The organism is Bradyrhizobium sp. CCBAU 51765, assembly GCF_015291725.1.
Lineage (GTDB): Bacteria > Pseudomonadota > Alphaproteobacteria > Rhizobiales > Xanthobacteraceae > Bradyrhizobium > Bradyrhizobium liaoningense.
This window is the reverse complement of the sequence record NZ_CP030038.1, coordinates 7,826,955-7,839,389: the sequence shown is the minus strand read 5'-3', so window position 1 is coordinate 7,839,389 and position 12,435 is coordinate 7,826,955. Positions and strand designations below refer to the sequence as shown.

Genomic DNA, 12,435 nt, shown 5'->3' with positions numbered 1-12,435 from the left:
CCGCGACCGTCTGCAAAGCCGATCCGCGCTGCCGTTCGCCGTCAAAGCGTGATATCCAACCCCCATGAAACGTCTCAAGATCCTGCGGCGGTGGTTTGCGCGGAAGTTCGGCCTTGCGCGGCTGATGTGCCTTGCGCTGCTGGTCCTGTTCGCGGGCGCGCGCCTCTGGGATCCGCCGCCGATCCAGGAATTGCGGCTGCGCACCTTCGACATGTTTCAATTGATCGATCCGCGCCAGAAGGCGGCGCGGCCGGTCGTCATCGTCGATATCGACGAGAAGAGCCTCGCCAGGCTCGGCCAGTGGCCCTGGCCGCGCACGCGCATCGCCGATCTGATCCAGAACCTCACCAACAACGGCGCGGTGGCGATCGGCTTCGACGTGGTCTTCTCCGAAGCCGACCGGCTCAACCCGGATCAGGTCGCGGGCCAGATGCGCTATCTCGACGACGCGACCCGCGCCAAGCTACGTGAGTTGCCGAGCAACGATCAGATCCTCGCCGACGCGATCAAGGGCTCGCGCGTCGTGCTGGGCGAAACCGGGCTTCCGGAGGTCTTGTCCGAACTCGACAAGTCACTGCCGTTCACGGGGGTGGCCACGGTGGGGGAGGACGGGGCCGAGCGCTTCCTGTTCGAATTCCCCGGCCTGCTCCGCAACGTGCCGGTCATCGAGAGGGCCGCGGCCGGCCGCGGCCTGTTCTCGATCAGGACCGAGCGTGACGGATTGATCCGCCGCGTGCCGATGATCATGCTCGCCCAGGGCAACATCATGCCCTCGCTCAGCCTCGAGATCCTGCGCGTCGTCACGGGCACGCCGACCTTGCTGGTCCGTACCGACAAGACGGGCATCAAGGCAATCCGCCTCAAGGGCTTGGAGGTTCCGACCGACAAGAACGGCCAGCTCTGGGTGCACTATGCCCGCCGGGATCCGTCGATCTACGTCTCCGCGGTCGACGTGCTCGATAATGCGGTGCCGCCCGCGAGGTTTGCCGGCAAGCTGGTGCTGGTCGGCACGTCCGCGGGTGGCTTGAACGACATCAAGACCACGCCGGTGTCCCGGGCCATGCCGGGTGTCGAGATCCATGCCCAGGTGCTGGAGGGCGTACTGAGCCGCGCGGTGATCTCGCAGCCGAGCTACGCGCTCGGCGTCGAATTGATCGCCGCGCTCGTCATCGGACTGCTCGTCATCATCTTCACGCCGAATCTCGGCCCCGTCCGCCTCGTGCTGGCGGGCGCGGCCTTCGCTGCCATCCTGGTCGGCACGTCCTGGTTCTTCTACAGTCAGCACCGCTACCTCATCGACTTCACCTATCCGCTGCTCTCGACCACCGCGATCTATCTGACGCTGATTTTCGCCAGCTTCGTGCGCGAGCAGCGCCAGCGCGTGCAGATCCGCGGCATGTTCGCGCAATACATGTCGCCGGTGCTGGTCGAGCAGCTGGCGCAGTCGCCGGAAAAGCTCGTGCTCGGCGGCGAGGAGCGCGAGATGACGATCATGTTCTCCGACGTGCGCGGCTTCACCACGATCTCCGAGAGCTACAAGCACGATCCGCAAGGGCTGATCGCGCTGATGAACCGCTTCCTGACGCCGCTGACCGACGTGATCATCGAGCGCAAGGGCTACATCGACAAATACATGGGCGACGCCATCATGGCGTTCTGGAACGCGCCGCTCGACGATGCCGAGCACGAGGTCAATGCCTGCGAGGCGGCGATCCAGATGCTTGAGCAGATCGACGTGGTGAACAAGGAGCGCGAGCAGGAAGCTGCGGATGGCGGCCACGTCTACATCCCGCTCAATGTCGGTATAGGTCTCAACACCGGTATCGGCGTGGTCGGCAACATGGGCTCCGACCTGAAGAAGAACTATTCGGTGCTGGGCGACAGCGTGAACCTGGCCTCGCGGCTGGAAGGGCAGACCAAGGAATACGGCTTCCCGATCATCGTCGGATCCAGGACCGCGCTCGCGGCCAAGGAGAAGTTCGCGATCCTCGAGCTCGACTTCATCATGGTCAAGGGCAAGACCGAACCGGAAGTCATCTATGCCATCGCGGGCCGCGAGGACGTGATGCATTCGGGCGCATTCCAGCGCCTGCGCAACATCACCATCGAGATGCTCGGCTGCTACCGCAGCCGCAACTGGCAGGGCGCACTGGATGCGATCGAGCGCGGCCGCCGCAGCGAGGACGCCGACACGCTTGAGAAGCTGTTCAGGCTCTACGAGGCGAGGATCAAGGATTTCCAGCTCAATCCACCGCCGGAGGGTTGGACCGGGGCGTACGCGCTGCTGACGAAATAGGGTGCACACACTCGCTCCCGTCCCGGGCTCGCGACTATGTCGCGCCCCGGGACGACAGCGTGCGTTGGACGCCGCCGCGTGCGAGCCCCAAGCTTCACTCCACCCCGATCGTCGTCAGATCCTGGAACCAGTGCTGCGCCTGCACGAACTGCTTGATCTTCGGTGACAGCGCGTGCGGGTTGGTGTCGTGGACCACCCAGACCAGCGCGGCATCGTCCACGATCAGCGCATGCGCCTGCGCCAGCAGCTCGTCCTGCTTGGTGGGATCGAAGGTCTGCTTGGCCTCGTCGATCAGCGCATCCACCTTCGGGTTCTTGTAGCCGCCCCAGTTGACGCCGACAGGCGCGATCTGCCCGGAATGGAAAAAGCGGACGATGGCGTAGAGCGGGTCCGAGGTGACATAGGCGATGTTGTTGGCGGTGATGCCGGCGTTCATCTCGTCGGCCGCGCCCTTGCGCCAATGCGTATAGAGCGTCTCGAGCTCGACGACCTTGAAATCGATGTCGATGCCGATCTCCTTGAAGCTCTGCTGCAGGAATTCGTTCATCGGCAGCGACAGCATCTGGCCGGTGCCGCCTTGCGCAATGATGAAGGTGGTCTTCAGCGGCTTCGCCTTGGAGTAGCCGGCCTCCTCGACCAGCTTCTTGGCTGCTGCGAGATCATATTTCAGCTCGAACGTGGGCTTGCCGAACCAAGGGCTCGACGGGTCGACCTGGCCCTTCGCTGGCTTGGCGAGGCCATTCATCAGGCCGACCACCGCCTCGCGATCGATCGCAAGGTTGAGCGCCTTGCGCAGGCGGATATCGGTCCAGGGCGAGCCGGGCAGCACGCTGAGATGATAATTCCAGACATGCGGGGTGACGTTGTCGACGAGCTTCATGCCGGCCGCTTTCAGCTGCGGCACGGCATCCGGCGCCGGCGTCTCGATCAGGTCGACTTGTCCCGCAAGCAACGCATTGGTGCGCGTCAACGCTTCCGGCATCGGCACCAGCACGATCTTGTCGACCTTCGGAATCCGCTTCTTGTTCCAGTAGTCGGGGTTCTTGGTCAGCTCGGCGAGCTCGCGCGGCACCAGCTTGGTCAATTTGAATGGGCCGGTGCCCGAGGGCTGGCTGGCGAACTTGTCCCAATCCTTGCCGAGCTTTTCATACTGCGCCGGGCTCGACACCAGGAACCACAACATCTGATACGGGAAGAAGGAGTCGACCGTCTTGGTGGTGATCTCCACGGTGAAGTCGTCGATCTTGGCGTAGCTGGCTACGGAGGGCAGGCGGGTCTTCACCTGCGCGCTCTGCCGCTTGTCGAATTGCGGCGCCTTGTCGTTGAGCACCTTGTCCAGATTCCAGATCACCGCATCGGCGTTGAACTCGCTGCCGTCGTGAAACTTCACGCCCTTGCGAAGCGTGAAGCGCCACTTGGTCTTGTCGGCATCGTCGACTTTCCATTCGGTGGCGAGGCCCGGCACCAGCTTGCCGGGGCGGTCGGCGACGTCCATCTCCCAGGCGACCAGGGGATCGTAGATCGTGTAGGCCGTGAATTGGTAGGCGCCGGCGCCGCGATCGGGCTGGCCTGTCGTCAGCGGGATGTCCGCCATCGAAATGCCGTAGCGCACCACCGTTTCGGCGCGCGCCGAGATTGCGGAAACTGCCAGCGCAAGCACGGCGAGACAGGTCGACAGACGAATACGCATGAATCAAAGCTCCAGGGAGGGTCTGGGGCCGAACTTGCAATCTTGATGCCAGAATAGGCAGCGCGCCGATGTCGCCGGTGCGTCATCACAAGTACTTGTCGTCCCGAGGGCAATTTGCAGAATAAGTTTCCCCTTGGCATAGCCATTGCATACGAGTGCATCAAAATTAGTCATCGAAAGCCGGAAAAGGATTGAGGCGATGCTTATCAAGAAGAACAAGACCCGCGCGGCGCTGATCGCGCTGTTGGCGCTCGGGAGCGTGGCCGCATGGCCGCGCGCGGTCAGCGCCGAGACCGTGCTGCGCATCGGCATGACCGCTGCCGATATTCCGCGCACCCTGGGTCAGCCCGATCAGGGCTTTGAAGGCAATCGCTTCACCGGCCTCACCATGTACGACGCGCTGACCGGCTGGGACCTGTCCTCTGCCGACAAGGCGAGCGTGGTGATCCCCGGTCTTGCCACCGAGTGGAAGGTCGACGATGCCGACAAGACCAAGTGGGTCTTCAAGCTGCGCCCCGGCGTCACGTTCCATGACGGCTCGCCGTTCAACGCTGATGCCGTCGTGTGGAACGTCGAAAAGGTGCTGAAGCAGGACGCGCCGCAATTCGACGCCAGCCAGGTCGGCGTCACGGCCTCGCGCATGCCGACGCTGGCCTCGGCGAAGAAGATCGACGACATGACGGTCGAGCTCACCACCAAGGAGCCCGACAGCTTCCTGCCCATCAACCTCACCAACCTGTTCATGGCAAGCCCGGCGAAGTGGCAGGCCTTCTACGACAAGGCCGAAGGCGCCGATGCCAAGGCCAAGTCGCAGGCCGCCTGGACCGCGTTCGCCAAGGACGCCTCGGGCACCGGCCCGTGGAAGATGTCGAGCTTCACGCCGCGCGAACGGCTCGAGCTGGTCAAGAACGCGAACTATTGGGACAAGGCGCGCGTGCCCAAGATCGACAAGATGGTGCTGCTACCGATGCCGGAGGCGAATGCGCGCACCGCGGCGCTGCTCTCGGGGCAGGTCGACTGGGTCGAAGCGCCTGCGCCGGATGCGCTGCCCGAGCTCAAGCAGCGCGGCTTCAAGCTCTACGCCAACGAGCAGCCGCACGTCTGGCCCTGGCAGTTCTCGCGTGTCGAAGGCTCGCCCTGGAACGACATCCGCGTGCGCAAGGCGGCGAACCTCTGCATCGACCGCGAAGGCCTCAGGGACGGCCTGCTCGCCGGCCTGATGGTGCCGGCGACCGGCACCTTCGAGCCCGGCCATCCCTGGCGGGGCAAGCCGACCTTCGAGATCAAGTACGACAAGGCGGCAGCGCAAAAGCTGATGCAGGAAGCGGGCTTCGGTCCCAACAAGAAGCTGACGGTCAAGACGCAGACGTCCGCGTCCGGTTCGGGCCAGATGCAGCCGCTGGCGATGAACGAATATCTCCAGCAGGCGCTGGCCGAGTGCTATTTCGACGTGAAGCTCGACGTCATCGAGTGGAACACGCTGTTCACCAACTGGCGCCGGGGCGCCAAGGACCCCTCGGCCAACGGCTCGAACGCGACCAACGTCACCTATGCGGCGATGGACCCGTTCTTCGCCCTGGTGCGCTTCCTGCAATCGGGCATGGCGCCGCCGGTCTCGAACAATTGGGGTTTCATCAACAATCCCAAATTCGACGAGCTGGTGAAGAAGGCACGCCAGACCTTCGATCCCGCCGCACGTGATGCCGCGCTCGCCGAACTGCATGCGGCCTCCGTCGACGACGCGGCCTTCCTCTACGTCGCCCACGACGTCGGCCCGCGCGCGATGAGCCCGAAGGTGACGGGCGTCGTGCAGCCGAAGAGCTGGTTCATCGACTTCTCGCCGGTGTCGATCAAGCAGTAGTCGTAGCTTGCTCAGTGCGCCCTCTCCCCCTGTGGGAGAGGGTGGCTTCGCGACAGCGAAGCCGGGTGAGGGGGTTCTCTCCGCGGAGAGGCTCTCTCTCGTTTGAAATGCTGTAGCCGCGGAAACAACCCCTCATCCGGCGCCTCGCGCCACCTTCTCCCACAGGGGGAGAAGGAAGAAAGAAACAACGTGCTCGCCTATATCGCCCGACGCATCGTCTATGTCGTCCCGATCGTCATCAGCGTGGCGCTGGTGTGCTTCCTGCTCGTGCACATTACGCCGGGCGATCCGCTCGTCGCGGTGCTGCCGGCCGATGCCTCGCAGGAGCTCGCGGCGCAGCTTCGCGCCGCCTATGGTTTCGATCGCCCGCTGCCGGTGCAGTTCGGCCTCTGGCTGCTTCGTGCCCTCCATGGCGATCTCGGCAATTCCATCGCGACCGGACGCCCCGTGCTGGCCGAGGTCATGCGCGCGGTCGGCAACACCGTCACGCTCGCGATTGCCGCGGCCATCATCGGCTTCACGATGGGCATCCTGCTCGGCTTGATCGCCGGCTATTTTCGCGAGACCTGGATCGACAAGGTCGCAACGTCCTTTGCAATTGCCGGCGTCTCCGTGCCGCATTACTGGCTCGGCATGCTGCTCGTCATCATCTTCTCGGTCCAGCTCAACTGGCTGCCCGCGGTCGGCGCCGGGCCCGGCGGCTCCAATTCCTGGGCCTGGGACTGGGCGCATTTGAAATATCTGGTGCTGCCGGCGATCACGACATCGGTGATTCCCATGGGCATCGTCACCCGCACGGTGCGTGCCCTCACCGGTGACATTCTCTCGCAGGACTTCGTCGAAGCCTTGCGGGCCAAGGGCCTGCACGAGCGCGGCGTGTTCCGCCACGTCGTCAAGAATGCCGCGCCCACCGCGCTTGCCGTGATGGGTCTTCAGCTCGGTTACATGCTCGGCGGCTCGATCCTGATCGAGACCGTATTCTCCTGGCCGGGATCGGGCTTCCTGCTCAACTCGGCAATCTTCCAGCGTGACCTGCCGCTGCTGCAAGGCACGATCCTGATCCTCGCGCTGTTCTTCGTGTTCCTCAATCTGCTGGTCGACATCGCCCAAGCCGCGATCGACCCGCGCATCAAGCGGGGCTAGAAGATGAGCGAGCTTCCGCTTCACGCCACCGCCGAAGCCGCGCTGCAGGCCGCGCCCGCGACCAAGGCGCGCGGCTATTGGGCGACGGTCGGCCGCCGCATCATGCGCGACAAGGTCAGCGTGGCCTGCGCGCTGGTGCTGCTGCTGATCTTCCTCTCCGCGGTCCTTGCGCCATGGCTCGGTCTCGAAGATCCCTACAAGGGCTCGATGATCCGCCGCCTCCGCCATATCGGCACGCCCGGCTATCCGCTCGGCACCGACGAGCTCGGCCGCGACATGCTGGCGCGGCTGATCTACGGCGGCCGGCTGTCGCTGGTCATCGGCATCCTGCCCGTGATCCTCGCCTTCTGCATCGGCACCTCGCTCGGCATCATTGCCGGCTATGTCGGCGGCAAGCTCAACACCGCGATCATGCGCACGGTTGACGTGTTCTATGCCTTTCCGTCCGTGCTGCTGGCGATCGCGATCTCCGGCGCGCTCGGGGCCGGGATCCTCAACTCCATCGTGTCGTTGACGGTGGTGTTCGTGCCGCAGATCACCCGCGTCGCCGAGAGCGTCACGACGGGCGTGCGCAACATGGATTTCGTCGAGGCCGCGCGCGCCTCCGGTGCCGGGCCCTTCACCATCATGCGCGTGCACATCCTCGGCAACGTGCTCGGTGCGATCTTCGTCTATGCTACGAGCCTGATCTCGGTCTCGATGATCCTGGCGGCCGGTCTCTCCTTCCTCGGCCTCGGCACCAAGCCGCCGGAGCCGGAATGGGGCCTGATGCTGAACACGCTGCGGACCGCGATCTACGTCAATCCCTGGGTCGCAGCATTGCCGGGCGCGATGATCTTCGCGGTCTCGATCTGCTTCAACCTGCTCTCGGACGGCCTGCGCAGCGCCATGGACATCAGGAACTGACGAATGATGATGGGAATACGAGCTGGTGCGTCGGCCTCCGTACACCTCTCCCGTAGGGAGAGGTCGGATCGCATCGAAAGATGCGATCCGGGTGAGGGGTTACGCTCCACCGAGTCTGCCGCGCCCCCTCACCCGGCGCTGCGCGCCGACCTCTCCCCGATGGGGAGAGGTGGGAGATCGCGGCCATGAGCGAGAATGCCTCCGTTGAAATGCTGGAGCCGGTCGAGGACGTCGGCGGCGTCGCGCAGCCGCTGCTTCAGGTCAACGGCCTGACAAAGCATTTTCCGGTGCGCGGTGGGCCGTTCGCCGCCAAGCGTACCGTGCGCGCCGTCGACAACGTCTCGTTCACCGTCGCCAAGGGCGAGACCGTCGGCATCGTCGGCGAGTCCGGCTGCGGCAAGTCCACCACCGCGCGGCTGCTGATGCATCTGATGCCGCGCGACGACGGCGACATCATCTATGACGGCAGGACCGTTGGCCAATCGCTGACCCTGCGCGAATTGCGCCGCGGCATGCAGATGGTGTTCCAGGACTCCTACGCCTCGCTCAATCCGCGCCTCACCATCGAGGAATCGATCGCCTTCGGCCCCAAGGTGCACGGCATGGCCGACGCCACGGCACGCGCGCTCGCGCGCGAGCTGCTCGGCAAGGTCGGTCTGCGTCCGGAAACCTTCGCCAACCGCTATCCGCACGAGATCTCCGGCGGCCAGCGCCAACGCGTCAACATCGCGCGGGCGCTGGCGCTGTCGCCGCGGCTGGTGATCCTGGATGAAGCCGTCTCCGCGCTCGACAAATCCGTCGAGGCGCAGGTGCTCAATCTCCTGGCCGATCTCAAGCGCGAGTTCGGCCTGACCTATCTGTTCATCAGCCACGACCTCAACGTGGTCCGCTACATCTCGGACCGCGTGCTGGTGATGTATCTCGGCGAGGTCGTCGAGCTCGGCCCGGTCGATCAGGTCTGGGACGCGCCTGCCCACCCCTACACGCGTGCCCTTCTCGCGGCGATGCCGTCGTCGGACCCGGACAAGCGCACCGAGACGCCGCCGATATCAGGCGATCCGCCCAATCCGATCGATCCGCCCCCGGGCTGCCGCTTCCACACCCGTTGTCCGTTTGCGGAGCCGCTCTGCGCAAACGCGACACCAAAGCTCACCGCGCTCGATAGAATGGGCCACGAGGCCGCGTGCTACATGGCGATACCGGGTTCAGGCCACAGCCGCGCGCCCAGGGAGAAGACTGTATGACGAGACCGACACCGAAAGACATCAAGCCGATCGCGCTGGTCGCAGGCGTGCCCGTGGACGACGAGATCGCAACCCGCATCTCCAATGCCATCGGACCTGCCTTCGAGGGCTTCGCGGCCATTGCCGGCACGCTGCCGTTCGACCTCGAGCCTGCCGGCTATGTCCTCGCGCAGACGCAGAAGGGGTCGAAATGAGCACCGAACCCGCATTGATGACGCTGACCGAGGTCGCGCGTGCGATCGCGACGAAGCAGCTGTCCTCGCATGACGTGACGCGCGCGCTGTTGCATCGCATCGCGCAGTGGCAGCCGCACCTCAATGCCTTCATGTCGATCGAGGCGGAGGCTGCGTTGAAGGCGGCCGATGCAGCCGATGCCGAGCTTGCCAAGGGCAATGTCCGTGGTCCGCTGCACGGCGTGCCGCTCGCGCACAAGGATATGTATTACGACGCGGGCCACGTCGCGACCTGTGGCTCGCTGATCCGCCGCGACTTCGTGCCGACCGTGACCTCCACGGCCTTGCAGCGGTTGAAGGACGCCGGCCAGGTCCGCCTCGGCACGCTGCATCTCGCCGAGTTCGCCTATGGGCCGACCGGGCACAACGCCCATTACGGCCCGGTGCGCAATCCCTGGAATGTCGCCCACATCACCGGCGGGTCGTCATCCGGATCTGGCTCCGCGGTCGCCGCGCGCCTGACCTATGCGGCGCTCGGCTCGGATACCGGCGGCTCGATCCGCATGCCCGCGCATTTCTGCGGCGTCACCGGCCTCAAGACCACGGTGGGCCGCGTCAGCCGTGCCGGCGCGATGCCGCTGTCGCAATCGCTCGACACCGTCGGCCCGCTGGCCCGCACTGCCGAGGACTGCGCGCTGTTGCTGGCGCTGATGGCCGGCCCCGATCCCGCCGATTCGACCTGCAGCCACGAGCCGCTGTCGGATTACGTCGGGGCGACCAAAGGCGCGCTCAAGGGCTTCAAGATCGGCGTGCCGGTCTCCTTCTATGTCGACGATCTCGACAGCGAGGTCGCGCGCGTGCTGGACGAGACCATCGCAGTGCTCAAGCGCGAGGGTGCCGACATCGTCAAGGTCGAGCTGCCGGACCAGCGGCAATTGTCCTCGGCGAGCCAGCTCGTGCTCGCCGCGGAAGCCGCCGCCTTCCACAAGCGCTGGATGATCGAGCGTCCGCAGGATTATGGCGCGCAGGTCCTGATGCGGCTCCAGAACGGCCTCGCCGTTCCCGCCATCACCTATCTCGAAGCGATGCGCTGGCGCGGCCCGGCGCTCGCGGCCCACAATGCCGCGACGGCAAGCGTCGATGCGGTGATCGCGCCAGCCTCGCCGGTGCCGGCGCCGACGATCGAGGAGAGCGATGTCGGCGGCGGCCCGAGCGCGCCGGCCATGGTGCAGCGGCTGACGCTGTTCACCCGCCCGGTGAATTTTCTGGGCCTGCCGTCGCTCACCGTGCCCTCGGGCTTCACCAAAACCGGCTTGCCCGTCGGCATGCAGCTGATCGGCCGCTCCTTCGACGAAGCGACCTTGCTCACCATCGGCGCCGCCTTCCAGCGCGCCACCGACTATCACGACCGATTGCCGAAACTGCCGTCATGACAAAACTCGTCGAGATCTCGGGCCTCAACATCCGCTTCACCGGCGAGCGCACGGTCTATGCCGTGAACGATCTCAGCCTCTCGCTCGGCAACAGCGAGGTGCTGGGCCTGCTCGGCGAGTCCGGTTCGGGCAAGAGCGTGACACTGCGCGCGCTGATGCGGCTGCTGCCGAAGAAGCGCACGCAGATCACGGGCACGGTCAACGTGCTGGGCCGCGACGTGCTCGCCATGAACGACGAGGAGCTGTCGTCGTTTCGCGGCCAGACCGTGTCGATGATCTTCCAGGAGCCGGCGCTCGCGCTCGATCCGGTCTACACCATCGGCGCGCAGATCGCAGAAAGCGTCGTGCGCCACGAAGGCAGGAGTTTCGCGGAAGGAAGGGCGCGGGCGCTCGAAATGCTCGAGGTCGTGCGCATCCCCTCGGCGAAGCGCCGGCTCGACGCCTATCCGCACGAGATGTCGGGCGGCATGCGTCAGCGCGCGATGATCGCGCTCGCGCTCGCCTGCCGTCCCAAGATCCTGCTGGCGGACGAGCCGACCACCGCGCTCGATGCCACCGTGCAGATCCAGATCCTGCTGCTGCTGCGCGAGCTGCAGCGCGAGTTCGGCATGTCCGTCATCTTCGTCACCCACGACATCGGCGTCGCCATCGAGATCTGCGACCGCGTCGCGGTGATGTATGCCGGCCAGATCGTGGAGCAGGGCACGCTTCGCGACATCGTCCGCTCGCCGGTGCATCCCTACGCCAAGGGCCTGCTCGCCTCGACCATCCACGGCGCCAAGCGCGGCGCCCGCCTGGAGACCATTCCCGGCACCCCGCCCTCGCTGGCGGAGAAGCCGCACAACTGCTCCTTCGCTCCCCGCTGCAAGCTCGCAGAGCCGCGCTGCCTGGAGCAATTGCCCGCGAATGTCGAGGTCGGACCGGGCAGGGCGGCGAGATGCGTGCTGGCGGAGCCGGTCACCGTAGTGTCATAGTCCCGGATGAGTTGGGTCTGGCTGCGCGAGCCCTGCCGCCAGTATTCACACCTCATTCATCCCGGTTCGCGTTCCATGGCGCCCTTCACGGAGAGGGGACCGCACTGATGCACATTTCCAACGAAGGCCTGCTCGTCATCCTGTTCGTCGGCCTGGTCGCCGGCTGGCTCGCCGGCAAGGTGGTGCGCGGGACCGGGTTCGGAATCATCGGCGACATCGTGGTCGGCATCGCCGGCGCGCTGGTGGCGAGCTTCCTGTTTCCGAAGCTCGGCATTCGTCTCGGCACAGGGCTCGTCTCCGAAATCGTCTACTCCGCCATCGGCGCCGTCATTCTGCTGGTTGTCGTGCGCCTGGTGCGTGGCGGGGGCAGGTTCTAGGCACGATCCGGAAAGGTGTGCAGCGGTTTCCGAAAAGATCATGCTTAAACAACAACCTAAAGCGCGATGACGATTGATCCTAATCGCATCACGCTTTAGCCCGTATTCGGGTGGCCGGAACTTCCAGCCTCGCCATTTTCCCGGAAGAGACTGAAAGCCTGCAAGAAAAAGCCGCAAGCCTGTGAAATTCCGGACTTGCGCGGGAGGCCATCAGGGGTAGATGTGGCCCATCAGGGCTCTGGATGAACTCGGCTGCGTTGGACGCCGGGCGAACGCGATGTTAATCCGGGGCGAGTACCCTGAATTGCCCGTGAAATCAGGGGCCTTGCCCCCTAGCC

Annotated in this window: 10 protein-coding genes; 9 read left to right on the top strand and 1 reads right to left on the bottom strand. The window is 65.2% G+C overall.

Going from position 1 to position 12,435, the window contains the following annotated elements; translation table 11 throughout:
• The first annotated feature begins 64 nt into the window (after nucleotides 1-64).
• On the top strand, nucleotides 65-2,296 hold the full coding sequence (locus XH96_RS36305) for a CHASE2 domain-containing protein (protein WP_194390078.1): 2,232 nt from the start codon (nucleotides 65-67) through the stop codon (nucleotides 2,294-2,296).
• A gap of 94 nt (nucleotides 2,297-2,390) precedes the next feature.
• Here the strand turns inward: XH96_RS36305 and XH96_RS36300 are convergent, their stop codons facing one another.
• The gene (locus XH96_RS36300) at nucleotides 2,391-3,986 is read right to left on the bottom strand and encodes an ABC transporter substrate-binding protein (protein ID WP_194390077.1); all 1,596 of its coding nucleotides are present in this window, start codon (nucleotides 3,984-3,986) and stop codon (nucleotides 2,391-2,393) included.
• 199 nt (nucleotides 3,987-4,185) lie between these two features.
• Between XH96_RS36300 and XH96_RS36295 the strand changes: the two genes are divergently transcribed.
• The 8 genes from XH96_RS36295 (at nucleotide 4,186) to XH96_RS36260 (ending at nucleotide 12,097) form a co-directional block, all read left to right on the top strand.
• Nucleotides 4,186-5,847, top strand: a complete 1,662-nt coding sequence (locus XH96_RS36295) for an ABC transporter substrate-binding protein (RefSeq protein ID WP_028179611.1) — start codon at nucleotides 4,186-4,188, stop codon at nucleotides 5,845-5,847.
• Between the two features lie 189 nt (nucleotides 5,848-6,036).
• Nucleotides 6,037-6,990: an ABC transporter permease gene (locus XH96_RS36290; protein WP_194390076.1), complete on the top strand. Its 954-nt coding sequence runs from the start codon at nucleotides 6,037-6,039 to the stop codon at nucleotides 6,988-6,990.
• A gap of 3 nt (nucleotides 6,991-6,993) precedes the next feature.
• On the top strand, nucleotides 6,994-7,896 hold the full coding sequence (locus XH96_RS36285; RefSeq protein ID WP_194390075.1) for an ABC transporter permease: 903 nt from the start codon (nucleotides 6,994-6,996) through the stop codon (nucleotides 7,894-7,896).
• A gap of 185 nt (nucleotides 7,897-8,081) precedes the next feature.
• Nucleotides 8,082-9,140 carry an ABC transporter ATP-binding protein gene (locus tag XH96_RS36280; RefSeq protein ID WP_194390074.1) on the top strand — a complete coding sequence of 353 codons (1,059 nt, stop codon included), beginning with the start codon at nucleotides 8,082-8,084 and terminating at the stop codon, nucleotides 9,138-9,140.
• Complete coding sequence (locus XH96_RS36275; RefSeq protein ID WP_194390073.1) at nucleotides 9,137-9,334, top strand: hypothetical protein; 198 nt, start codon at nucleotides 9,137-9,139, stop codon at nucleotides 9,332-9,334. Before XH96_RS36280 ends, XH96_RS36275 begins: the two co-directional genes overlap by 4 nt.
• Nucleotides 9,331-10,746, top strand: coding sequence for an amidase (locus tag XH96_RS36270; protein WP_194390072.1), 1,416 nt, complete (start codon nucleotides 9,331-9,333; stop codon nucleotides 10,744-10,746). Before XH96_RS36275 ends, XH96_RS36270 begins: the two co-directional genes overlap by 4 nt.
• Entirely contained in the window at nucleotides 10,743-11,720 is a 978-nt protein-coding gene (locus XH96_RS36265; RefSeq protein WP_194390071.1) for an ABC transporter ATP-binding protein, read from the top strand. The genes XH96_RS36270 and XH96_RS36265 overlap by 4 nt, the downstream gene beginning before the upstream one ends.
• Before the next feature lie 107 nt (nucleotides 11,721-11,827).
• Nucleotides 11,828-12,097, top strand: a complete 270-nt coding sequence (locus tag XH96_RS36260) for a GlsB/YeaQ/YmgE family stress response membrane protein (protein ID WP_028179604.1) — start codon at nucleotides 11,828-11,830, stop codon at nucleotides 12,095-12,097.
• The last annotated feature ends 338 nt before the right edge of the window (nucleotides 12,098-12,435 follow it).